At 72.3% G+C, this 23,929-nt stretch carries 19 protein-coding genes and 1 tRNA gene; 11 read left to right on the top strand and 9 right to left on the bottom strand.

Going from position 1 to position 23,929, the window contains the following annotated elements:
* Positions 1 to 67 precede the first annotated feature (67 nt).
* Positions 68 to 1,321 carry an MFS transporter gene (locus IDM29_RS00915; protein ID WP_182112062.1) on the top strand — a complete coding sequence of 418 codons (1,254 nt, stop codon included), beginning with the start codon at positions 68 to 70 and terminating at the stop codon, positions 1,319 to 1,321.
* Complete coding sequence (locus IDM29_RS00910) at positions 1,318 to 2,463, top strand: UDP-N-acetylmuramate dehydrogenase (RefSeq protein ID WP_255491638.1); 1,146 nt, start codon at positions 1,318 to 1,320, stop codon at positions 2,461 to 2,463. The genes IDM29_RS00915 and IDM29_RS00910 overlap by 4 nt, the downstream gene beginning before the upstream one ends.
* Positions 2,464 to 2,478: 15 nt before the next feature.
* On the opposite strand, the gene IDM29_RS00905 is transcribed toward IDM29_RS00910, so the two are convergent.
* From IDM29_RS00905 to IDM29_RS00865, 9 genes are all read right to left on the bottom strand, one after another.
* Positions 2,479 to 3,969 carry an HNH endonuclease signature motif containing protein gene (locus IDM29_RS00905; RefSeq protein WP_182112061.1) on the bottom strand — a complete coding sequence of 497 codons (1,491 nt, stop codon included), beginning with the start codon at positions 3,967 to 3,969 and terminating at the stop codon, positions 2,479 to 2,481.
* Between the two features lie 66 nt (positions 3,970 to 4,035).
* The gene (locus IDM29_RS00900) at positions 4,036 to 4,443 is read right to left on the bottom strand and encodes a GntR family transcriptional regulator (RefSeq protein ID WP_182112060.1); all 408 of its coding nucleotides are present in this window, start codon (positions 4,441 to 4,443) and stop codon (positions 4,036 to 4,038) included.
* Entirely contained in the window at positions 4,440 to 5,456 is a 1,017-nt protein-coding gene (locus IDM29_RS00895) for a hypothetical protein (RefSeq protein ID WP_182112059.1), read from the bottom strand. Before IDM29_RS00895 ends, IDM29_RS00900 begins: the two co-directional genes overlap by 4 nt.
* A gap of 57 nt (positions 5,457 to 5,513) precedes the next feature.
* Positions 5,514 to 6,545 (bottom strand): adenosine deaminase, encoded by a 1,032-nt coding sequence (locus IDM29_RS00890; RefSeq protein ID WP_182112058.1) that lies wholly within the window; start codon positions 6,543 to 6,545, stop codon positions 5,514 to 5,516.
* 53 nt (positions 6,546 to 6,598) lie between these two features.
* Positions 6,599 to 7,258, bottom strand: a complete 660-nt coding sequence (locus IDM29_RS00885; protein WP_220457967.1) for a response regulator transcription factor — start codon at positions 7,256 to 7,258, stop codon at positions 6,599 to 6,601.
* Positions 7,255 to 8,544 (bottom strand): sensor histidine kinase, encoded by a 1,290-nt coding sequence (locus tag IDM29_RS17560; RefSeq protein ID WP_182112057.1) that lies wholly within the window; start codon positions 8,542 to 8,544, stop codon positions 7,255 to 7,257. The genes IDM29_RS00885 and IDM29_RS17560 overlap by 4 nt, the downstream gene beginning before the upstream one ends.
* Positions 8,531 to 9,385 (bottom strand): ABC transporter permease, encoded by an 855-nt coding sequence (locus IDM29_RS00875; RefSeq protein WP_182112056.1) that lies wholly within the window; start codon positions 9,383 to 9,385, stop codon positions 8,531 to 8,533. The genes IDM29_RS17560 and IDM29_RS00875 overlap by 14 nt, the downstream gene beginning before the upstream one ends.
* Positions 9,382 to 10,284 carry an ABC transporter ATP-binding protein gene (locus IDM29_RS00870; protein ID WP_182112055.1) on the bottom strand — a complete coding sequence of 301 codons (903 nt, stop codon included), beginning with the start codon at positions 10,282 to 10,284 and terminating at the stop codon, positions 9,382 to 9,384. Before IDM29_RS00870 ends, IDM29_RS00875 begins: the two co-directional genes overlap by 4 nt.
* Before the next feature lie 117 nt (positions 10,285 to 10,401).
* Positions 10,402 to 11,646 (bottom strand): pyridoxal phosphate-dependent aminotransferase, encoded by a 1,245-nt coding sequence (locus IDM29_RS00865; protein WP_182112054.1) that lies wholly within the window; start codon positions 11,644 to 11,646, stop codon positions 10,402 to 10,404.
* Between the two features lie 159 nt (positions 11,647 to 11,805).
* Here IDM29_RS00865 and IDM29_RS00860 point away from each other — a divergent pair.
* From IDM29_RS00860 to IDM29_RS00820, 9 genes are all read left to right on the top strand, one after another.
* A tRNA-Trp gene (locus tag IDM29_RS00860) sits at positions 11,806 to 11,878 on the top strand.
* Positions 11,879 to 11,944: 66 nt separating this feature from the next.
* Positions 11,945 to 12,229, top strand: coding sequence for a preprotein translocase subunit SecE (gene secE, locus IDM29_RS00855; RefSeq protein ID WP_182112053.1), 285 nt, complete (start codon positions 11,945 to 11,947; stop codon positions 12,227 to 12,229).
* Positions 12,230 to 12,342: 113 nt separating this feature from the next.
* Positions 12,343 to 13,152 carry a transcription termination/antitermination protein NusG gene (gene nusG / locus IDM29_RS00850; RefSeq protein WP_182112052.1) on the top strand — a complete coding sequence of 270 codons (810 nt, stop codon included), beginning with the start codon at positions 12,343 to 12,345 and terminating at the stop codon, positions 13,150 to 13,152.
* A 64-nt stretch (positions 13,153 to 13,216) separates the two neighbouring features.
* Positions 13,217 to 13,648 (top strand): 50S ribosomal protein L11, encoded by a 432-nt coding sequence (gene rplK, locus IDM29_RS00845; protein ID WP_182112051.1) that lies wholly within the window; start codon positions 13,217 to 13,219, stop codon positions 13,646 to 13,648.
* A 104-nt stretch (positions 13,649 to 13,752) separates the two neighbouring features.
* Positions 13,753 to 14,475, top strand: coding sequence for a 50S ribosomal protein L1 (gene rplA, locus IDM29_RS00840; protein WP_182112050.1), 723 nt, complete (start codon positions 13,753 to 13,755; stop codon positions 14,473 to 14,475).
* A gap of 368 nt (positions 14,476 to 14,843) precedes the next feature.
* A complete protein-coding gene (gene rplJ / locus IDM29_RS00835) occupies positions 14,844 to 15,374 on the top strand; it encodes a 50S ribosomal protein L10 (RefSeq protein ID WP_182112049.1) in 531 nt (176 codons plus the stop codon).
* 90 nt (positions 15,375 to 15,464) lie between these two features.
* Positions 15,465 to 15,851, top strand: coding sequence for a 50S ribosomal protein L7/L12 (gene rplL, locus IDM29_RS00830; protein ID WP_182112048.1), 387 nt, complete (start codon positions 15,465 to 15,467; stop codon positions 15,849 to 15,851).
* Between the two features lie 313 nt (positions 15,852 to 16,164).
* Positions 16,165 to 19,671, top strand: a complete 3,507-nt coding sequence (rpoB, locus tag IDM29_RS00825; protein WP_182112047.1) for a DNA-directed RNA polymerase subunit beta — start codon at positions 16,165 to 16,167, stop codon at positions 19,669 to 19,671.
* Between the two features lie 108 nt (positions 19,672 to 19,779).
* Positions 19,780 to 23,658 (top strand): DNA-directed RNA polymerase subunit beta', encoded by a 3,879-nt coding sequence (locus tag IDM29_RS00820; RefSeq protein ID WP_182112046.1) that lies wholly within the window; start codon positions 19,780 to 19,782, stop codon positions 23,656 to 23,658.
* The last annotated feature ends 271 nt before the right edge of the window (positions 23,659 to 23,929 follow it).

Here is a 23,929-nt window from a genome sequence, read left to right as displayed (position 1 = left end):
GCGCGCTCGGGGGGGCCGCCGCTCCGGCCGTGCCCGTCGGGCAGCGCGACCTCGTGGCGGCCGCCCGATGACGGCGCCGGCCGCGGCCACGCCGAGCGCGGCCGTGGTGCGCGCGGCGTCGACCGCCGTGTTCATCACCTTCCTGCTCAACGGCTTCAACTTCGCGAGCTGGGCGGCGCGGCTGCCCGCGGTGCGTGACGAGCTGGGCCTCGAGCCCGAGCAGCTCGGTCTGCTGCTGCTCGTGGGCTCGATCGGCTCCCTCTGCTCGCTGCCGCTGTCCGGGCTCGTGGTGCAGCGCCTGGGTGCGCGACGCACGATCATTGCCTTCGCCACGGTCAACGTGGCGGGCCTGCTCCTCGCGGCGACGGGCGTCGCGCTGGGCTCCCTGTGGCTCGTGGTGCCGTCGCTCGTCCTCTGCGGTGTCGGCACCGGGGTCTGGGACGCGGCGATGAACCTCGAGGGTGCCGCCGTCGAGCAGCGGCTTGGGCGCACGATCATGCCGCGCTTCCACGCGGGCTTCTCCTTCGGCACCATGGCCGGTGCCGGCGTGGGGGCCGTCGCCGCGTGGCTGCACGCACCGGTGGTGGCGCACCTGGGCGTCGTGCTCGTGCTGAGCTGGGTCGGCATCGTCGTCTGCGCCCGCCACCTGCTGCCCGAGGGCACCCACGACGCGCCCACGGACGAGCCGGTGCCCGACGGGGCTCCCGTCGCGCGCCGCAGCCGCCTCGGCGCCTGGGGCGAGCCGCGGACGCTGCTCATCGGACTCGTCGTCCTCGCGGCCGCCCTCACGGAGGGCGCCGCCAACGACTGGATCAGCCTCGCCGTGGTGGACGGGTTCGGCACCAGCCACGCGACCGGCGCGCTCGGGTTCGGCATCTTCGTCACCGCGATGACGGCGATGCGGTTGCTGGGCACGGGGCTGCTCGACCGCTGTGGCCGCCTGCTGGTGCTCCGGCTCTCCGCGGGCCTCTCTCTCGTCGGGCTGCTGATCTTCGGCCTTGTCCCCAGCCTCGCCGTCGCGCTGGTCGGCGTCGTGCTGTGGGGGATGGGCGCGGCCCTGGGCTTCCCCGTCGGCATGAGCGCCGCCTCCGACGACCCGCGCCGCGCCGCCCCGCGCGTCGCCGTGGTCGCGACGATCGGCTACTCGGCGTTCTTCGTCGGACCGCCGCTGCTCGGGCTCCTGGCCCAGCACGTCGGCTACCGGCAGGCCCTCCTCGCGATCGCCGTCCCGGTCGTCATCGGGCTGCTGGCGCTTCCCGCCGCCCGTCCGCTGCCGGCGGGCGCCGGCGCGGCGGGAGCCGGGGCTAGCCTGGATCGGTGACCACCGTCGTGCCCGCTGCCCTCGCGGGGCCCTCGCTCGCCTCCCTGACCACGCTGCGCCTCGGCGGTCCCGTCGGCCGCTACGTCGAGACGTCGTCCGAGGCGGACCTCGTGGCGGTCGTGCGCGAGGCCGATGCCGCCGGCGAGCCGCTCCTCGTGCTCGGCGGCGGCTCCAACCTGGTCGTGGCCGACGCCGGCTTCCCCGGCGTCGTCGTGCGCGACGTCCGCACGGGCGTGGTCGTCGAGAGCGCGGACACGTGCGGCGGTGCCAGCGTCCGCGTCCCGGCGGGGACGCCGTGGGTCGACGTCGTCGACCGCGCCGTCGCGGAGGGCTGGGTCGGCGTGGAGGCGCTCGCGGGCATCCCGGGCTCCGCCGGGGCGACGCCCGTGCAGAACGTGGGCGCCTACGGGCAGGACGTCGGGGGCGCGCTCTCGACCGTGCGCGTGTGGGACCGCGAGCGGGGGCGCGTGCGCACCATGGCGCCCGTGGACCTCGAGCTCGGGTACCGCACGTCGGTGCTCAAGCGCTCGCTGCGCGCCGACGACGGCGGCCCCTCCGCCTTCGCGCCCACGCCGCGCTACGTCGTGCTCGACGTCGGCTTCCAGCTGCGCCTCGGCACCCTGTCGGCGCCTGTGGCCTACCCGGAGCTCGCGCGGCGGCTCGGTATCGAGGTCGGGCAGCGGGCGCCGTCGGCGGACGTCCGCGCCGCCGTCCTCGAGCTGCGTGCCGGCAAGGGCATGGTGCTCGACGCGGCGGACCCCGACACGTGGAGCGCCGGATCGTTCTTCACCAACCCGGTCGTGACCGCTGAGGTCGCGGACGCGCTGCCGGCCGGCGCCCCGCGGTTCGCCGTGCGCTCGTCCCGGCCGGAGGCCACGACGGGCCCGAGCCTCGGCGCGGTCGACGAGACGCTCGTCAAGACGAGCGCCGCGTGGCTGATCGAGCACTCGGGCTTCGGCAAGGGCTTCGGCCTCCCCGGTCCGGTGGGCCTGTCCACCAAGCACCCCCTGGCCCTCACGCACCGCGGCGACGGCACGACGGCGCAGCTCCTCGCCCTCGCGCGCGAGGTGCGCGACGGCGTGCGTGACCGCTTCGGCATCGAGCTCGAGCCCGAGCCGGTGCTCGTCGGCTGCTCGCTCTGACCTTCCGGGTCTCGCTCACCCGAGGGCGAAGAGGTCGGGCGGTACGCCGCCTTCCCGTGTCGCCGAGGCCCTCGCTATCTCACCCGCCTCGTCGCCACGACTGGGACCGGCCGCACCGCTCGGCTCGGCCGCGCGAGCCGGATCGAGGCTCGCCCGAGCATCTCCCGGCACGGCGACGGGTCGCCCGCGCTGGTCACGGAAGGTGTACCGGGGTCGGCGTCCTGGTCCGGGTTGTCGGGTGATGGTCAGGTCGCGTCGGTGGACCTCGTGGTGGTGGAAGACGCACAGGAGCACGCCGTTGGTGAGCGAGGTGGGTCCGTTGTCGCGTTCCCACCAGCGGATGTGGTGGACCTCGCCCCAGCGGGCTTCGGCGCCGCAGTCGGGCCACGAGCATCCGCGGTCCCGGGCGATGACGGCGCGGCGTTGGACGCCGGTGTAGGTGCGTTGGGTGCGTCCGATGTCCAGGGGCATCGTGTCGGCGTCCATGACCACGCGGGTCAGGTCGCAGTCGCACAGGGCGCGGGCGACCTCGCTGATCGGTACCGGGGTCCCGTCCTCCAGGGTGACCGGCGCGAACGACGCGGTGTCGGGGTTCAGGTGCTCCGTCGCGCCGCTCGCAGCCGCGCCGGTCGCGTCCAGCTTGCCCGCGGCGCGCAGTGCGCGCAGGCCTGCCCAGGTCTGGGCGTCCATGAGGAAGGACACGTGGGGTCGCACCGCGGCGCCGCTGCCGGTCTCGGGCAGGGCCAGGATCTTCTCGGCGATGGTGTCCAGGGCGTCGGCGCGGCGTTGCTCGTGGGAGCGGTCGTCGTCCTTGCCGGGTCGCGGCGACACCGCCTCCAGCGCCAACCGCAGCCGGTGCCCGGCCATGCGGTCGACGAGCCCCTTGATGCGGGTGCCCTCGGGGGTGTCGGCCAGGGTCAGGAACCGTGCCGCACGTTGCGCCTGGTGCCCGCGCTCGTGGGCGAGCGGGTCGACCTCGGCGGCGAGCTGCGCCACTGCCCGGGCGAAGGTCCCCGCATCGACCCGCCGCGCGGTCTCCACCAGCTGCGCCTGCCGCTCCGGAGAAGCCAAGGCGTCCTTGACCGCCCCCGACGCGCCGGCGACCACGCGGCCGAGCGCCTCCATGTGGTCCACGGTGACCGCGCCCTCGCGGGCGGCGTCCCCGAACTGAGGCAAGCGGGTGGCGGCGTCGGCCTGGCGGACCTGGGTCAGCACCGCCCGCGCCCCCGACCGCGACGTGCGACCCCGCCACGCCTCGAAGCTCGGATCACCCGACGCCCGCCACGTCCCGCTGTCCCGCTCGGCGAGCAGCACCTCGCCCCGCACCACCGTCAGCGCACCGACCGCTGCGTCCAGCGCCGCCAGCACCTCACGCCGCTCCAGCGCCGACCAGTCACCCGCCGCACCACCGACCGCCTTGACCCGCTCCACGAGCCCGCGCACGTCCGTCACCACGCGCGCCGGCGCGGCGACCCCGAAGGGCTCCACCGCCGCCAGCACCGCCATGCCCGCCTCCGGATCACTCGAACGTCTGTTCGAATGCTACCGGATCCAGACACGACGGACAAGGGCTCATTCCCTGTGACGAGCCCCCTCCGTGGGCCGCGTGTCGTCACGACCGCCGAGCAGCGCGCCACGGACCAGGCCCAGGACGGCGTCGTCGTCGAGCCCCGCCGATCGCGCCTCCTCCACCAGGCGGCGCGCCGCGTCCCGCAGACCTGCGTCGCCCGACGGCGTGACGTCGGTGACGACGGTGCCCACGCGCCGCCGCGTCGTGACGACGCCGGCCGCCTCGAGCTCGCGGTAGGCGCGCGCCACCGTGCCGGACGCGACGCCGAGGTCGGTCGCGAGCGCGCGGATCGTCGGCAGCCGGTCGCCCGCGCGCAGCCTCCGGGCGGAGACGTGCGCCAGCACCTGGAGCCGGATCTGCTCGTACGGCGGCACGCCGGAGGCCAGGTCGACCTCAATGCGCAGGCTCATCGCGCTGCGTCGTGGAGGGCGTCGTCCGCGTCGACCGCGGGCGCGGCGACCGCGTCGCCCTGCCGGAGCGTGAGCGCCATCGCGACCAGGAGCGAGGCCAGGCCCAGGACCACCAGGGCGGTGCCGCCCAGCACGTAGGCGGTGCTGCCGCCGGCCGCCGCACCGGGAGCGTGGTCGTCGCCGACCGCCCGGACGCTCGTGCCCGCGACCACGAGCACGGCGCCGACCGTGCAGCCGAGGACCAGCTGCGTGCCGCGCAGCACCCGGTGTGCGCTGAGGCGGCGCAGGCCGAGGTCCCACGCCTCCGCGGCGTCGGCGACCGCCGGTCGCCGGGTGATGAGCCGCAGCACGCCCTCCTGCGCCCCGAGGACGAGCGCCGCGGCTGCGAGGAGCGAGACCCCGTAGTGCCACCCGGGGAAGGGGGAGTGGCTGACGACCCAGGCCCCGGAGGTGCGCCCGAGCGATCGTCCGTCGGGCTCGGCCGTGAGCCCGCAGGCCAGGAGCACCACGAACAGCACCGCGCCCCATGCCCAGGTGACCCGCCGGGCGCCCGCGGGCGCCACGTCGACCACGCGGCGGGGTCGAAGGGTCGCGCGCCGCACGGTGCCCGTCGGTCGGGGCCACGTGAGCTCGCCGACCGCGTGCACGAGGAGGAAGGCGAGCCCGACCCCTGCGGGTACGAGGGCGACGAGGGACCCGCTGTCGAAGGAGCTCGAGCCGCCCAGGGCCGTCGCGTACGCGCGGACCGCCTCGGGTGGGCCGGGGAGGCCGCCGTAGCCCATGAGGGGCAGGGCCACGAGGGCTGCCACCCAGGCTGCGAGGTGCACCCCGACGGCGTGCCGACGGGCGACGGATGCGGTACGGCTGATCCCGCCCGACCGCCCGCGCCCGCCGCGCAGGGCGACGACCACGATCGCCGCGACGAGCGCGAGGGGGGTGCCGAAGCCCACGACCGCCCAGAGGAGGTCGTAGAGGGGCGGGACGAACAGCTCGACCTGGCCGGTCCGGGACACGGCGCCTCCTCGCAATGAATCAATGGATTGATACATTGCACCAGGGCGTCGAACCGGTCAAGCCTCCGGAACGGCGAGCCACGCGTCGATCCCGGCCAGCAGTCGCGCGCGCGTCGTCTCCCCGGCGCGGGACGCCCGGACCGACCCGCGCGCGAGCTCGGCGAGCGCCGCGTCGTCGAACCCGTGCACGGTGCGGGCGACCTCGTACTGGTCGACGAGCCGCGACCCGAACAGGAGCGGGTCGTCGGCCCCGAGCGCCAGCGTCGCGCCCGCGTCCGTCAGCGTGCGCAGCGGCACCTGGTGGTCCTCGGCGAAGACCCCGAGCGAGACGTTCGAGGCGGGGCAGAGCTCGAGCGCGACGCCGCGGCGCACGACCTCCTCGAGCACGTGCCGGTCCTCGGCCGCGCGGACGCCGTGCCCCAGACGGTCGGGGGCGAGGTGGTCCAGCACCTGCGCGACGTGCCCCGCCCCCAGCAGCTCGCCGCCGTGGGGCACCGACGCGAGGCCGGCGCGGCGCGCGATCGTGAACGCCGGGGCCCAGTCCGGGGTGCTCCCGCGCCGTTCGTCGTTGCTCAGCCCGAAGCCGACCACCTGGCCCGGACCGTCGCCGGCGTAGCGCGCGGCGAGTCGCGCGAGGGTCCGCGCCTCGAGCGGATGGCGCACGCGTGACGAGGCGACGACGACGCCGACCTCCACGCCCGTCCGCGCGCTCGCGGCCCGCGCCTCGTCGAGCACGATCTCGAGCGCGGGCGTGATGCCGCCGGTGAACGGCGCGTACGACGTCGGGTCCACCTGGATCTCGAGGCGCCCCGAGCCCTCGGCCGCGTCGTCCTGCGCGGCCTCGGCGACGATGCGCCGCATGTCCGCCTCGGACCTGACGCACGCGCGGGCGGCGTCGTACAGGCGCTGGAAGCGGAACCAGCCCCGCTCGTCCGCCGGGGGCCTCGTCACCTGCGTCGTGGCCTCGGCGAGCGCGGCGGGGAGACGGACGCCGCGGGCCGCGGCCAGCGCGGTCAGGGTGCTCGGGCGCATGGACCCGGTGAAGTGCAGGTGCAGGTGGGCCTTGGGAAGACTCGCCAGGTCACGCACCTCGACAGTCTGCCAGGCGCCGGGACCCTCGACCTGACGGCCCACCCGGGCCGTCAGGGCTGGCGCAGGATGCCCCGCGCGAGCGCCACGGTCACGGCGTGCGTCCGGTCGTCGACCCCGAGCTTGGCGAAGATCCGCAGCAGGTGGGTCTTGACGGTCGCCTCGGCGATGAACAGCTCGCTGCCGATCTGCGCGTTGGTCCCGCCGCGCGCGACGCCGGCCAGCACCTCGAGCTCGCGCGCGGTGAGCCGCTCGTCCGGGCGGCGGACCTGGGTCACGAGCCGCCGCGCCACCGACGGCGCGAGCACCGTCTGGCCCCGGGCCGCCATGCGGACCCCGTCGACCAGGTCGTCGCGCGGCGCGTCCTTGAGCAGGTACCCGGTCGCGCCCGCCTCGACCGCGCGCAGGATGTCGGTGTCGGTCTCGTAGGTCGTCAGCACCACCACGTGCACGCCCGGCTGGGCGGCGAGGACCTGCGCCGTCGCGCCGGCCCCGTCGAGCACGGGCATCCGCAGGTCCATGAGGACGACGTCGGGCCGCAGCTCGGCCGTGAGGGCCACGGCCTGCGCGCCGTCGCCGGCCTCGCCGACGACGACGAGGTCGGGCTCGCCCGCGAGCAGGCCGACGATGCCGGCCCGCACGACGGGGTGGTCGTCGGCCACGAGCACCCGCACGACGCCCGCCCCGTCGCCCGCGCCCGCGGGGCCGCTCACGACGCCGCCCCGCCGTCGGCCGCGCGCAGGTCCGTGGCCACGCCGTCGCTGTCACCGGCGGGACCGACGGGACCGACCGGCAGGGTCACGCGCAGTCGCGTCCCACCGCCGTCGCGCGGCACGACGGCGACCTCGCCCCCGCCGGACGTCACGCGGTCGCGCATCCCGCGCAGGCCGAAGCCCTCGGCGGCGTCCGGGTCGATGCCCCGGCCGTCGTCGACCACCTCCAGGTGGACGGCGCTGCCGTCCTGCGCGCCGAGCGGGCCCGCGGCGAGGACCAGCTGGACCTGGCGCGCGTCCGCGTGGCGACGGACGTTGGCCAGGGCCTCCTGCGCGGCGCGCAGGAGGATCACCTCGTGGTCGCGCCCCAGCGGCGTGGAGCCCTCCAGGACCACCTCGACGCGCACTCCCGTCTCCTGCGTGAAGCGTCGCGCGAGGCGTCCCAGTGCCTCGGCCAGCGTCGAGCCGTCCAGCCCGACCGGGGCGAACGCCGCGACCAGCGCGCGCGCCTCCGCCAGGTTCTCGCGCGCCGTGCGCTCCACCAGTGCGATGCGCTCCGCGGCCTGGTCCGGCCGCTCGCGCCGCAGGTCGGCCGTCGCCGTCTGGGCCAGCATGACGATGCTCGTGAACCCCTGGGCGAGCGTGTCGTGGATCTCGCGCGCCATGCGCTCGCGCTCGGCCGCGACCCCGGCGGCGTGGTGCGAGCGCCCGAGCTCCGCCTGCGCCGCCTCGAGCCGCTCGATGAGCTCCGCCCGCTCCTCGCTCTGCTCGGCCATCGCGGTGATCCAGAGCCCGAGCAGGACGGCGAACGCCAGCGCGATCGCGCCCTGGGCCACGGCGCTCGCGAGCTCCGCCCCGCCGGGGCCGACGGTCAGGACGAGCGCGCCGAAGACCCCGATCGTCAGGAGGACCGAGAAGACGACGCCGAGGCGGCGCGAGTCCGCGAAGAACCAGATCTGGCTGTAGGCGATGAACAGCAGGATCGTGCCGATCGTGTTGACCAGCACGATCGCCGAGGTCAGGGCGACGAGGACCCCGAGGTAGGTCAGGGCGAGCCGGTGGTCGCCGCCCCGGGCGGCGCGCCGGCCGAGCAGCAGGTAGGCGGCGACCAGGGCCGCCATGAGTGCGAGCGGCCACCCCACGCTCCGGCCCGTTCCGGACCCGGTGACGACGGCGGCGGCGGCGATCGCCATCATCGCGTAGAACGCCGCGTCCCAGCCGCGCAGCGCGCGGCCCCAGAAGGCCGCGCGCTCCGCGGTGCCGGGCGCCCGCTCAGCCGTCGTCACGCCTGCGCCAACGGAACGTGCGCACACCGACGACCAGTCCGAGCAGGAGCCATGCGCACAGGATGGCAGCTGTCGTGCCCAGCTCCCACGACCCCGCCGGTTCGAGCGAGGCCGCGCCGTCGGGCAGGAAGGCCGCGCGCATGCCCTGGGCCATCCACTTGAGCGGGAAGACCGAGGCGAGGCTCTGCATCCACTCGGGCAGCGAGTAGAACGGGAAGAAGACGCCGGAGATGAACTGCAGCACCAGGACGACCGGCGTCACGACCGCGCTCGCCGACTTGCCCGTGCGGGGCAGCGAGGAGAACCCGACGCCGCAGATCGTGCCCGTGGCGGTGCCCAGGACGAGGACCCACGCGAAGGTGGCCCAGTGCGAGGCGTCCGGCACCGGCACGTCGTAGACCACGAACGCGAGCGTGAGCAGCAGCCCGACCTGCACGGCCGTGTTGACCAGGACCTGCCCGACCTTCCCCAGGAAGAAGGAGACCGGGGGCAGTGGCGTGCCACGCAGGCGCTTGAGCGCGCCGGTGTCGCGCTGCACCGCGAGGTCGATCGCGATGGTCTGGAAGCTCGACAGCATGATGCCGGTCGCGAGGATGCCGGGCAGGAAGTACTGCGCGAACTCCACGGAGATCGTGCCGTCCGACTGGACCTGCCCGTCGAAGACGGTCGCGAAGATCGCCATCATGAGGATCGGGTAGGCGAAGATGAAGACCACCGCGTCGCGCTCGCGGAAGAACTCCTTGAGCTCGAGCCCGGTGCGCCCGACGGCGAGCCGCAGGGGAGAGGGCAGGGTTCCGTGCGCGGGTCGGGCGGGCGCGGTGGTGGACGCGGCGGTGCTCATCGCACGGCCTCCTCGAGGTCGGCGGGACGGCTGGGCGTGGGGGCGAGGCGCGAGCCCTCGCCGACCATCTCGAGGTACACGTCCTCGAGGGTGGGACGCAGGATCTCCAGCGCCGGGACCTCGCCCGGTGCGAAGCGGCGCGACAGCTCGGCCACGAGCGCCGTCGGGGTCGCCGTCCGGTGCTCCTGGACGACCCCGTCCTCGCGCCACCGCACGAGCGCCTCGTGCGTGGCCCGCCCTCCGAGCGCGGCGGGCGCGTCCAGCGCCACCACGCGCCCGTCGCGGACGACGGCGACGCGGTCGGCCAGGTGCTCGGCCTCGTCGAGGTAGTGGGTGGTGAGCAGGATCGTGGTGCCCTCGTCCCGCAGGCCGAGCAGCAGGTCCCAGAAGGACCGGCGGGCCTCGGGGTCGAACCCCGTCGTCGGCTCGTCGAGGAAGAGCAGCTCGGGCCGCCCCACGATGCCGAGCGCGACGTCGAGGCGGCGCCGCTGCCCGCCGGACAGCTGGCGCACGCGCGTGCCGGCCTTCGCCGTGAGGCCGACGGCCTCGATCAGCTGCTCCGGGTCGCGGGGACGGGGGTAGAACGTCGCGAAGTGGCGCACGAGCTCGCGGACCGTGAGCTCGGCCCGGTCGTCGCCGCTCTGGAGCACGATGCCCACCCGGCTGCGCCACGCCCGGTCGGCGTGCTGCGGGTCGACGCCCAGGACGGCCACCTCGCCGCGGTCGCGGTCGCGGAAGCCCTCGAGGATCTCGATGGTGGTGGTCTTGCCGGCTCCGTTGGGTCCGAGCACGGCGAAGATCTCGCCGGCGTGGACCTCGAGGTCCAGGCCGTCGACGGCGCGCTTGGCGCCGTAGTGCTTGTGCAGGTCCCGGACCAGGACCGCGGGTGCGTTCGTCATGGCCCCAGCCTCCCGCGCGCACCCGCACGGGCATGAGCCCCGGGAGACGGGACCGGGGGTCCACCGAGCGGTGGACCCCCGGGTCAGCCGGTCAGCACGGACGCGTGACGGACCGCCTCACTCCGCCTCGGCCAGCAGCGCCTGGATCCGTCCGACGCCCTCGGCGAGGTCGTCGTCGCCCAGGGCGTAGGACAGCCGCACGTAGCCGCTCGGACCGAAGGCCTCGCCGGGCACGACGGCGACCTCCGCCTGCTCGAGGATCAGCGTCGCCAGCTCGGCCGACGTCGTCGGCGTGACGCCGCGGATCGTCCGCCCGAGCACGCCGCGCACGCTCGGGTAGGCGTAGAAGGCGCCCTTGGGCGTCGGGCACACGACGCCGTCGATGGCCGAGAGCATCTCGACCATGGTCCTGCGTCGCCGGTCGAACGCCGTGCGCATCGCGTCGACGGCCGACAGGTCGCCCGTCAGCGCCGCGATCGCGGCGCGCTGCGAGACGTTGGCGACGTTCGAGGACAGGTGCGACTGCAGGTTCGTCGCGGCCTTCGTGACGTCGGGCGGGGAGATCATCCAGCCCACGCGCCAGCCGGTCATCGCGTACGTCTTCGCGACGCCGTTGAGCACGATCGTCGTGTCGGCGAGCTCCGGGACCGCGCGCACGATCGGCGTGAAGACGGCGTCGTCGTAGACGAGGTGCTCGTAGATCTCGTCCGTGATGACCCAGATGCCGTGCTCGAGCGCCCACCGCCCGATCTCGGCGGTCTGCTCGGGGGAGTACACGGCGCCCGTGGGGTTGGACGGCGAGCAGAACAGCAGGGCCTTGGTGCGCTCGGTGCGCGCCGCCTCGAGCTGCTCGACGGTGACGAGGTAGTCCTGGTCCTCGCCCGCGAAGACCTCGACGGGGACGCCGCCCGCGAGGCGGATCGCCTCCGGGTAGGTGGTCCAGTAGGGCGCGGGCAGCAGCACCTCGTCGCCGACGTCGACGACAGTTGCGAACGCCTGGAACACGGCCTGCTTGCCGCCGTTGGTGACGAGCACCTGGCCGGGGGAGACCTCGTAGCCGGAGTCCCGCAGCGTCTTGGCGGCGATCGCCTCGCGCAGCTCGGGCAGGCCCGCGGCCGGCGTGTACCGGTGGTTGGCCGGGACGCGGGCCGCGGCGACGGCGGCCTCGACGATGTAGTCCGGTGTCGGGAAGTCCGGCTCACCGGCGCCGAAGCCGATGACCGGCCGGCCGGCCGCCTTGAGGGCCTTGGCCTTGGCGTCGACGGCGAGCGTCGCGGACTCCGCGATCGCGCCGACCCGCGTCGCGATGCGACGCGCGGTGCTCGGGCTGGAACTGGACGGGGCGGCAGGCGTCTGGCTCACCAGCCCATTCTGGCAGAGGCCTTCGCGGGGGGTGCGGGCGTCCGACGACCGGGCGGGTTCGACCCATCCCCGCGGACCACGTACACTCGACCGCTGGTGGTTGACGTCCGCCAGGCTGTCCCGCGCCCCGGGACGTCCCGGGCGTCGTCGGCCAGCTGAAGGGCAGTGGCGCAATTGGTAGCGCACCGGTCTCCAAAACCGGCGGTTGTGGGTTCGAGTCCCGCCTGCCCTGCGTGATCCGGCGGCCGTGACGGCAGCCCTCCGGGCCTCCCGGGGGACCAGACGTAGGGAACTGACTGTGAGCGAATCCGCACGCGCGGCCGCGTCCGGTGCCGAGGGCACCGGCGGCGGCACCTCGCGTCCGCCGCGCGGACGCGACCAGGAGCGCCGCGGCCTGTTCGCACGCATCGCGCTCTTCGTCCGTCAGGTCGTCGCGGAGCTGAAGAAGGTCGTCCGGCCCACCCGTGCCGAGCTGCTGCGCTACACCGCCGTCGTCCTGGTCTTCGTCGCGGTCGTCATGGCGTTCGTGACGCTGGTCGACCTGGGCGTGGGCACGCTGGTCGGCTGGGTGTTCGGCGGCTGAGGCCGCCGACGGCGACGAGGGCCGCGCAGCAGGACCGAGGCAGGCGTACGGACCAGGCAGCAGCAGGACAGTCAGCACGTTCGCAGACAGGCAGCAGAAAGCAGGTTCACCCCGTGTCGCAGGAGTCGCTGGAGCCCACCGAGCAGGACGAGACCGTCGTGGTCGACGCGCCCGACGGTGACGAGCTCGCCCTGTCCGCGGACGAGCCGGTCGAGGCCGACGAGACCGTCGACGCCGACGAGACCGAGTCGCAGGACGGGGCTGACGAGCCCGTCGAGACCGACGAGCCCGCCGCCGAGGAGGCGTCCGACGCCGACGACGACGAGGACGTCGACCCCGTCGCCGCGTTCAAGGCCGAGCTGCGGCGCCAGCCCGGCGACTGGTACGTCATCCACTCCTACGCGGGCTACGAGAACCGCGTGAAGGCCAACCTGGAGAACCGCACCCAGAGCCTGAACATGGAGGACTACATCCACCAGGTGGAGGTCCCCATGGAGGAGGTCGTGGAGATCAAGAACGCGCAGCGCAAGACCGTGCGCCGCGTCCGGATCCCCGGCTACGTGCTCGTGCGGATGGACCTCACGGACGAGTCGTGGGGCGCCGTGCGCCACACGCCCGGTGTCACCGGCTTCGTCGGCCACACGCACCAGCCGGTCCCGCTGACCCTCGACGAGGTCTACTCGATGCTCGCGCCGTCCCTGGCGCCCGCCACCGAGAAGGCCCGCACCGCCACGGCGGCGCCGACCATCGCGGTGGACTTCACGGTCGGCGAGTCCGTCACCGTCACCGACGGCCCCTTCGACACGCTCCCGGCGACGATCTCCGAGATCAACGCCGAGCAGCAGAAGCTCAAGGTGCTCGTCTCCATCTTCGGCCGGGAGACCCCGGTCGAGCTGTCGTTCGGCCAGGTCGCCAAGATCTGACGTCCGCCAGCACTGCAACCGGGTCATCGCCCACGGCGTCGGCCCACGAAGAACGGAAGGCATCATGCCCCCCAAGAAGAAGGTCTCCGGCCTCATCAAGCTCCAGATCAACGCTGGTGCTGCGACGCCGGCGCCGCCGATCGGCCCCGCGCTGGGTCAGCACGGCGTCAACATCATGGAGTTCTGCAAGGCCTACAACGCGGCGACCGAGTCGCAGCGCGGCAACGTCATCCCGGTCGAGATCACGGTGTACGAGGACCGCTCGTTCACCTTCATCACGAAGACGCCGCCGGCCGCTGAGCTGATCAAGAAGGCCGCGGGCGTCGCCAAGGGCTCGCCCACGCCGCACACGGTCAAGGTCGCGACGCTCACGCAGGCGCAGGTCCGCGAGATCGCCCAGACCAAGCTCGAGGACCTCAACGCCAACGACATCGAGGCCGCGTCCAAGATCGTCGCCGGCACCGCCCGTTCCATGGGCATCAAGGTCGAGGGCTGACGCCTCCCGACCACGCACGACGCGACGGCCGCACGGCCGCCGCACCACCCTCAGTGGCAGGGCCCTTGGCGGCCCGTCGACCACGACTGCGCAAGGAGCAGACCATGGCCAAGCACAGCAAGGCGTACCGCGCCGCCGCCGCGACAATCGACCGCGAGCGGCTCTACGCGCCGCTCGAGGCGATCCGTCTCGCGCAGCAGACGTCGCCCACCAAGTACGACGCGACGGTCGAGGTGGCGTTCCGCCTCGGCGTCGACCCGCGCAAGGCGGACCAGATGGTCCGTGGCACGGTGAACCTGCCGCACGGCACCGGCAAGACGGCCCGCGTGATCGTCTTCGCCACGGGTGAGCGTGCCGAGCAGGCCCGCGCGGCGGGTGCCGACGAGGTCGGCGGCGACGAGCTCATCGAGAAGGTCGCGGCCGGGTACACCGACTTCGACTCCGCCGTCGCCACGCCCGACCTCATGGGCAAGGTCGGTCGACTCGGCAAGGTCCTGGGCCCCCGCGGCCTGATGCCGAACCCGAAGACCGGCACCGTGACGATGGACGTGGCCAAGGCCGTGTCCGAGATCAAGGGCGGCAAGATCGAGTTCCGCGTGGACAAGCACGCGAACCTGCACTTCATCATCGGCAAGGCGTCGTTCTCCGACGTCGCGCTGGTCGAGAACTACGCCGCGGCGCTCGACGAGGTCCTCCGGCTCAAGCCGGCGTCCTCGAAGGGCCGCTACATCACCAAGGCGTTCGTCACCACGACGATGGGCCCGAGCATCCCGCTCGACCAGAACAAGACGCGCAACCTCACGGTGGAGGACACCGACGAGGCGTGATCCTCGCGTGACGCAGGGCCCGGCAGCGTGCTGCCGGGCCCTGCGTCGTCCCCGGGGGAGGCCGCGGTGGCGCGATTTGGCCTGGGCGCCGGGCTGACGTAGGCTGACCGAGCCCAAGACCGCAGGTCGTCGGCTGCCCGTGCGCGCGAGAGCGAGCGTGGGTGGTGGACCGAAGTCCCGCCACGAGCGGGGGCCGGCGCAGGTGAGTGACTCAGATCGGACGGCCCTGACGGGTCTGTGCCGGTGGTCGCGTGGAGACACGCGGGCCCCGCGTCGTGTCCGCCCCGAGCCCCGCGCCTGCGCGGGGCTCTTCTCGTTCCCGGGGCCAGGACCAGGACGACTGCGGTACGACCACCGGAAGGATTGCCATGGCGAGGCCGGACAAGGCAGCCGCGGTAGCCGAGCTCTCGGACCAGTTCCGTGACTCGAGCGCCGTCGTGCTGACCGAGTACCGCGGGCTCACCGTCGCGCAGCTCAAGCAGCTGCGTCGCGCGCTCAGCGGCAACGCAACCTACGCCGTGGTGAAGAACACGCTGTCCGCCATCGCGGCCAAGCAGGCTGGCGTCGAGATCGCCGACGACCAGCTCGCGGGCCCCTCGGCCGTCGCCTTCGTGACCGGTGACCCGGTCGAGGCGGCCAAGGGCCTGCGTGACTTCGCCAAGGCCAACCCGCAGCTCGTCATCAAGGGCGGTGTCCTCGACGGACGCGCCCTGACCGCTGCGGACATCACCAAGCTCGCGGACCTCGAGTCCCGCGAGGTCCTGCTCGCCAAGGCAGCCGGCGCCTTCAAGGCCAAGCTGTACCAGGCGGCATACATGTTCACGGCGCCCACGGCCCAGGCCGTGCGCACCATCGATGCCCTGCGCGAGAAGCGGGCGACCGAGGAGCAGGCGGCCTGACCTCCGGGTCCTGACGTCAGCTGCTCGACACACCACCCCACCTGCTCACCGGCCCTGCCGGCGCAGGGCAATCAGGAAGGACACGCCACCATGGCGAAGCTCACCACCGACGAGCTCCTCGACGCGTTCAAGGAGCTCACGCTCATCGAGCTCTCCGAGTTCGTGAAGGCCTTCGAGGAGACCTTCGAGGTCACCGCTGCCGCTCCCGTCGCCGTGGCCGGTCCGGCCGCCGGCGCGGCCGCCGCCGCCGAGGAGGTCGAGGAGCAGACGGAGTTCGACGTCGTGCTCGAGGCCGCCGGCGACAAGAAGATCCAGGTCATCAAGGAGGTGCGCGCGCTCACGAGCCTCGGCCTCAAGGAGGCCAAGGACCTCGTGGACGGTGCCCCCAAGGCCGTCCTGGAGGGCGTCAACAAGGAGGCCGCCGACAAGGCGAAGGCCGCCCTCGAGGGTGCCGGCGCGACGGTCACCGTCAAGTGACCTCAGCCTGACCCGTACGACGACGAGGCCCGCACCCTTCGGGGTGCGGGCCTCGTCGCATGCGGAGCGCAGCCGAGGATGTCAGCACGGGCGCGAGCCCCGGGTCAAGTCGTCCGATGACCTCGGTGGACATTGTCAGGAGCGTCAAGTACGCTAGCGCTTTGCGCTGGCTTGTGCCTGCACCCCTCAACCCGTCCCGCGTCAGTCGTCGTGCCCGAGCTCTGCCCGGGGACCGATCGCTCGTCGTCGGCCTGGCCGCGAGGGTAGGCCATGACCTGCGCGCGTGCACTCGATCCGCAGGGAAGGACCCCTCTTGGCTGCCTCGCGCACCCCTTCTGCTCCAAACGCCGACGCTATCGCGAACCGCACTGCATCTCGCCGCATCTCCTTCGCCAAGATCCACGAGCCCCTCGAGGTCCCCGACCTGCTGGGCCTGCAGACCGAGAACTTCGACTGGCTGCTCGGCAACGCCGCATGGCAGGAGCGTGTCGCCGCCGCCGTCGAGGCCGGGCGGCAGGACGTGCCGGAGACGTCGGGCCTGGAGGAGATCTTCGAGGAGATCTCCCCGATCGAGGACTTCGGCGGCAGCATGTCGCTGTCCTTCCGGGACCACCGCTTCGAGCCGCCGAAGTACACGGCCGAGGAGTGCAAGGAGAAGGACTTCACCTACGCGGCGCCGCTGTTCGTCACCGCGGAGTTCGTGAACTACACGACCGGTGAGATCAAGAGCCAGACGGTCTTCATGGGCGAGTTCCCGCTGATGACCGAGCGCGGCACCTTCATCATCAACGGCACCGAGCGCGTCGTCGTCTCGCAGCTCGTCCGTTCGCCGGGCGTGTACTTCGAGCGCACCGCGGACAAGACGTCCGACAAGGACATCTTCACGGCGAAGATCATCCCGTCGCGCGGCGCCTGGCTCGAGTTCGAGATCGACAAGCGCGACGCCGTCGGCGTGCGCGTCGACCGCAAGCGCAAGCAGTCGGTCACGGTCCTGCTCAAGGCCCTCGGCCTGACCGAGTCGCAGATCCGCGAGGAGTTCGCGCAGTTCCCGGCCGTCCTCGAGACGCTCGAGAAGGACCACGTGAACACCGAGGAGGAGGCCCTCCTCGACATCTACCGCAAGATCCGCCCGGGCGAGCCGCCGACGATCGAGGCCGGCCGCGCGCTGCTCGAGAACTTCTACTTCAACCCGAAGCGCTACGACCTCGCCAAGGTCGGCCGCTACAAGGTCAACAAGAAGCTCGGCATCGACGCGCCCCTGACGGACTCGGTCCTGTCGGTCTCCGACATCGTCGCGACCGTCAAGTACATGGCCGCCCTCCACGCCGAGATCACCACCCTGCCGGGCACGCGTGCCGGCGAGGCGATCGACCTCCCCGTCGAGACGGACGACATCGACCACTTCGGCAACCGTCGCATCCGTGCGGTGGGCGAGCTCATCCAGAACCAGGTCCGCACCGGCCTGTCCCGGATGGAGCGCGTCGTGCGCGAGCGCATGACGACGCAGGACGTCGAGGCGATCACGCCGCAGACCCTGATCAACATCCGCCCCGTGGTGGCGTCGATCAAGGAGTTCTTCGGCACGTCGCAGCTGTCGCAGTTCATGGACCAGAACAACCCGCTGGCCGGACTGACGCACAAGCGTCGCCTGTCCGCGCTCGGCCCGGGCGGTCTGTCCCGTGACCGCGCCGGCATGGAGGTCCGTGACGTCCACCCGTCCCACTACGGGCGCATGTGCCCGATCGAGACCCCTGAGGGCCCGAACATCGGCCTGATCGGCTCGCTCGCGACCTACGGCCGGATCAACGCCTTCGGGTTCGTCGAGACGCCGTACCGCAAGGTCACCAACGGTCGCGTCACGGACGAGGTGCACTACCTCACCGCGGACGACGAGGACCGCTACGTCATCGCCCAGGCGAACGCCGCGCTCAAGGAGAACGGCCAGTTCGCCGAGGAGATGGTGCTCGTGCGCACCAAGGGCGGCGAGGCCATCGACGTCCCGGGCACCGACGTGGACTACATGGACGTCTCGCCGCGCCAGATGGTGTCGGTCGCGACCGCGATGATCCCGTTCCTCGAGCACGACGACGCGAACCGCGCGCTCATGGGCGCCAACATGCAGCGGCAGGCCGTGCCGCTGGTGCGGTCCGAGGCGCCGCTCGTCGGCACGGGCATGGAGCGGCGCGCCGCGGTCGACGCGGGCGACGTCATCGTCGCCACGAAGCCCGGTGTCGTCACCGAGGTCTCGGCGGACCTCGTGACCGTGAGCAACGACGACGCGACCACGTCGACGTACCGCATCGCGAAGTTCCGTCGCTCCAACCAGGGCACGTCCTACAACCAGCGCGTGCTGGCGAACGAGGGCGACCGCGTCGAGGTCGGCTCCGTGCTGGCCGACGGACCGGCCACGGACGAGGGCGAGCTCGCGCTCGGCCGCAACCTCCTGGTCGCGTTCATGTCGTGGGAGGGCCACAACTACGAGGACGCGATCATCCTGTCGCAGCGCCTCGTGCAGGACGACGTCCTGTCCTCGATCCACATCGAGGAGCACGAGGTCGACGCGCGCGACACGAAGCTCGGCCCGGAGGAGATCACGCGGGACATCCCGAACGTCTCCGAGGAGGTCCTCGCGGACCTCGACGAGCGCGGGATCATCCGCATCGGTGCCGAGGTCGCGGCCGGCGACATCCTGGTCGGCAAGGTCACGCCCAAGGGCGAGACCGAGCTCACCCCGGAGGAGCGCCTGCTGCGCGCCATCTTCGGCGAGAAGGCCCGCGAGGTGCGCGACACGTCCCTCAAGGTGCCCCACGGCGAGTCCGGCACGGTCATCGAGGTCCGCACGTTCAACCGTGAGGACGGCGACGAGCTGCCCGCCGGCGTGAACGAGCTGGTCCGCGTCTACATCGCCGCGCGCCGCAAGATCACGGACGGCGACAAGCTCGCCGGCCGCCACGGCAACAAGGGCGTCATCTCCAAGATCCTGCCGGTCGAGGACATGCCGTTCCTCGCCGACGGGACGCCGGTCGACGTCGTCCTCAACCCGCTCGGCGTGCCCGGCCGCATGAACGTCGGTCAGGTGCTCGAGACCCACCTCGGGTGGATCGCCAAGCAGGGCTGGGACATCTCGGCCGCGGACGCCTCGGCCGAGTGGGTCAAGGACGTGCCGCCGGCCGCCGTGCGCAACGAGCCGGGCAACCCGGTCGCGACGCCCGTGTTCGACGGTGTGCCGGAGAACGTGCTGACGGGCCTGCTCGACGTCACCACGCCGAACCGCGACGGCGACCGCATGGTCGACTCGACGGGCAAGGCGCGGCTGTTCGACGGCCGCTCCGGCGAGCCGTTCCCGGACCCGGTCTCGGTCGGCTACATGTACATCCTCAAGCTGCACCACCTGGTCGACGACAAGATCCACGCGCGCTCGACCGGCCCGTACTCGATGATCACCCAGCAGCCGCTCGGTGGTAAGGCGCAGTTCGGCGGTCAGCGGTTCGGCGAGATGGAGGTGTGGGCCCTGGAGGCGTACGGCGCCGCCTACACGCTGCAGGAGCTCCTGACCATCAAGTCGGACGACGTCCCCGGACGCGTCAAGGTGTACGAGGCCATCGTCAAGGGCGAGAACATCCCCGACTCGGGCATCCCGGAGTCGTTCAAGGTCCTCCTCAAGGAGATGCAGTCGCTCTGCCTGAACGTGGAGGTGCTGTCCTCGGACGGCGTCTCCATCGACATGAAGGAGAACGACGACGAGGTCTACCGGGCCGCGGAGGAGCTGGGCATCGACCTGTCCCGCCGCCCCAACGCCTCGAGCATCGAAGAGATCTGACCTCGCGGGCCCGCCGGGACGCACACGCGTCCCGGCGGGTCACGCCACCGGCTCTCACCGGCCGACACAGTCACGGTGAACACAGACAGACGAAGGAAGTAGGACACCTTGCTCGACGTCAACGTCTTCGACGAGCTGCGCATCGGCCTGGCGACCGCGGAGGACATCCGCACCTGGTCCCACGGCGAGGTCAAGAAGCCCGAGACCATCAACTACCGGACCCTCAAGCCCGAGAAGGACGGTCTCTTCTGCGAGAAGATCTTCGGTCCCACGCGGGACTGGGAGTGCTACTGCGGCAAGTACAAGCGCGTGCGCTTCAAGGGCATCATCTGCGAGCGCTGCGGCGTCGAGGTCACGCGGTCCAAGGTGCGTCGTGAGCGCATGGGGCACATCGAGCTGGCCGCCCCGGTCACGCACATCTGGTTCTTCAAGGGCGTGCCGTCGCGCCTCGGGTACCTGCTCGACCTCGCCCCGAAGGACCTCGAGAAGGTCATCTACTTCGCGGCCTACATGATCACCGAGGTCGACGACGAGGGCCGGCAGGAGGACCTCCCCAACCTCCAGAACGAGATCGACCTGGAGAAGAAGGAGATCACCACCCGCCGCGACGTCGACATCGACAAGCGTGCGCGCAAGCTCGAGGCCGACCTGGCCGAGCTCGAGGCCGAGGGCGCCAAGGCCGACGCGCGCCGCAAGGTCCGTGACTCCGCCGAGCGCGAGATGGCGCAGATCCGCAAGCGTGCCGACGCGGAGCTCGACCGCCTCGAGGCCGTGTGGGACCGCTTCAAGAACCTCAAGGTCGCGGACCTCGAGGGCGACGAGCTGCTCTACCGCCAGCTGACGGACCGGTACGGCAACTACTTCAAGGGTGCGATGGGCGCTGCGGCGATCCAGAAGCGCCTGCAGGACTTCGACCTCGAGGCCGAGGCCATGTCGCTGCGCGACACCATCAAGAACGGCAAGGGCCAGCGCAAGACGCGCGCGCTCAAGCGGCTCAAGGTGGTCAACGCGTTCCTGACGACCAGCAACACGCCCCAGGGCATGGTGCTGGACGCCGTCCCGGTCATCCCGCCGGACCTGCGCCCGATGGTGCAGCTCGACGGTGGCCGGTTCGCGACGTCGGACCTCAACGACCTGTACCGGCGCGTGATCAACCGGAACAACCGCCTCAAGCGGCTGCTCGACCTCGGCGCGCCCGAGATCATCGTCAACAACGAGAAGCGGATGCTCCAGGAGGCCGTCGACGCGCTGTTCGACAACGGCCGCCGCGGACGCCCCGTCACGGGCCCGGGCAACCGGCCGCTCAAGTCCATCTCGGACATGCTCAAGGGCAAGCAGGGGCGCTTCCGCCAGAACCTGCTCGGCAAGCGCGTCGACTACTCGGGCCGTTCGGTCATCGTCGTCGGCCCGCAGCTCAAGCTGCACCAGTGCGGCCTGCCGAAGCAGATGGCGCTCGAGCTCTTCAAGCCGTTCGTCATGAAGCGGCTCGTCGACCTCAACCACGCGCAGAACATCAAGTCCGCGAAGCGCATGGTCGAGCGCGCCCGGCCCCAGGTCTGGGACGTGCTCGAGGAGGTCATCACCGAGCACCCGGTGCTGCTGAACCGTGCACCCACGCTGCACCGCCTGGGCATCCAGGCGTTCGAGCCCCAGCTCGTCGAGGGCAAGGCGATCCACCTGCACCCGCTCGTCTGCGGCGCGTTCAACGCCGACTTCGACGGTGACCAGATGGCCGTCCACCTGCCCCTGAGCACCGAGGCGCAGGCCGAGGCCCGCATCCTCATGCTCTCGAGCAACAACATCCTCAAGCCGTCGGACGGCCGTCCGGTGACCATGCCCTCGCAGGACATGATCATCGGCCTGTTCCACCTGACGTCGGACAAGGACGACGCGCCCGGCGCCGGCCGGCAGTTCAGCTCCGTGGCCGAGGCGATCATGGCCTTCGACCAGGGCAGCCTGGACCTCAACGCGGTCGTGACGATCCGGATGAACGACCTGGTCCCCGGCGAGGGCGACTTCGGCCTGCCCGAGGGCTGGGCCCCCGGTGACACGGCGCTCGTCCCGACGACCCTCGGGCGCGCGCTGTTCAACGAGCTGCTCCCGGTCGACTACCCGTACATCAACGGCGTCGTCGACAAGAAGCGCCTGTCCGCCATCGTCAACGACCTGGCCGAGCGGTACCCCAAGGTCGAGGTCGCGGCGAGCCTGGACGCGCTCAAGGAGGCCGGCTTCCACTGGGCCACCCGGTCCGGCGTCACGATCGCCATCTCCGACGTCGCGACGCCGGGGGAGAAGGCGGCGATCCTCGCCGAGCACGAGGCGCGGGCCACCAAGATCCAGGGCCAGTACGAGCGTGGTCTGATCACGGACGACGAGCGCCGCCAGGAGCTCATCGAGATCTGGACGCAGGCGACCGACGAGGTCGCCAAGGCGATGCAGAAGAACTTCCCCGCCCGCAACACGGTCAACCGCATGGTCGGCTCGGGTGCGCGTGGTAACTGGATGCAGGTCCGCCAGATCGCCGGTATGCGCGGCCTCGTGGCGAACCCCAAGGGCGAGATCATCCCGCGCCCGATCAAGTCCAACTACCGCGAGGGCCTGTCGGTCCTGGAGTACTTCATCGCGACGCACGGCGCCCGCAAGGGTCTGGCGGACACCGCGCTGCGAACCGCCGACTCGGGCTACCTCACGCGTCGTCTGGTGGACGTGTCCCAGGACGTCATCGTCCGCGAGGAGGACTGCGGCACCGAGCGGGGCCTGACCCTGCCCGTGGCCGAGGCCATGCCCGACGGCACGCTGCGCCGCCACGACAAGGTCGAGACGAGCATCTACGCGCGGAGCGTGGCGACGGACGTCGTCGCGCCCAACGGGACCGTCATCGCCCGTGCTGGTGACGACGCCGGTGACCTGGTCATCGACGCGGCCCTCGCGGCCGGCGTCACGGAGGTCAAGGTTCGCTCGGTCCTGACCTGCGAGTCGCGCGTCGGCACGTGCGCCAAGTGCTACGGCCGGTCGCTCGCGACCGGCAAGCTCGTGGACATCGGTGAGGCGGTCGGCATCATCGCCGCGCAGTCCATCGGTGAGCCCGGCACGCAGCTCACCATGCGTACCTTCCACACCGGTGGTGTGGCGTCCGCCGAGGACATCACGCAGGGTCTGCCGCGTGTCCAGGAGCTCTTCGAGGCCCGCACCCCCAAGGGTGAGGCGCAGATCGCGGAGTTCTCGGGCCGGGTCACGATCGACGAGTCGGACCGGGTGCGGCGCATCGTCCTCACGCCCGACGACGGCTCCGAGGAGATCGCCTACCCGATCACGAAGCGCTCGCGCCTGCTCGTGCAGGACGGCGACCACGTCGAGGTCGGCGCGCAGCTCGCCCAGGGTGCGGTGGACCCGAAGAAGGTCCTGCGCATCCTCGGCCCGCGTGCCACGCAGAAGCACCTCGTCGACGAGGTCCAGGAGGTCTACCGCTCGCAGGGCGTGGACATCCACGACAAGCACATCGAGGTCATCGTCCGGCAGATGCTGCGTCGCGTGACGGTGCTCGACTCCGGCGACACCGGCCTGCTCCCGGGCGAGCTGGCCGAGCGTGGCCGCTTCGAGGACGCCAACCGCCGCGCGGTCGCCGAGGGCAACCAGCCCGCGTCGGGCCGCCCGGAGCTCATGGGCATCACGAAGGCGTCGCTCGCGACGGACTCGTGGCTGTCGGCGGCGTCCTTCCAGGAGACGACGCGCGTGCTCACCGAGGCGTCGATGAGCGGTCGGTCCGACCCGCTCCTCGGCCTCAAGGAGAACGTCATCATCGGAAAGCTCATCCCGGCGGGTACCGGTCTTCCCCGGTACCGGAACGTCGCGGTCGAGCCGACCGAGGAGGCCAAGGCCGAGCTCTACCCGAGCTTCGGCTACGACGAGATCGACTTCCCGCCGCTCGGCATGGGCTCCGGAGAGGCGATCCCGCTCGAGGACATCGACTTCGGCGACCTGCGCTGACGTGACGTCCGGACGTGAGGGGCCCATCGCGAGGTGGGTCCCTCACGTCCCCCGCGGGCGTCGGGGCGACCGAGGTCACTTTGACGCTCTCGCAGAGCAGCAGGTAACGTAAGTCCCTGTGCCCGCGCCGTCGGGCCCTCGCGCGTGCATCGCGCGCGACGTCCCCGGGAGTCCGGGGGGAGCGTCGTCGCGATGACGGGTGGCGTGACCGCCGCGCGGACCCCACCGTCCAGAAGATCCTGGCGGTCGGTGCCGCGCTCACCGGCTCGAC

Source organism: Actinotalea sp. JY-7885 (genome assembly GCF_014525465.1).
Taxonomy (GTDB): domain Bacteria; phylum Actinomycetota; class Actinomycetes; order Actinomycetales; family Cellulomonadaceae; genus Actinotalea.
The sequence above is the reverse complement of the archived record's forward strand: the minus strand, read 5'-3'. Positions and strand labels throughout refer to the sequence as shown.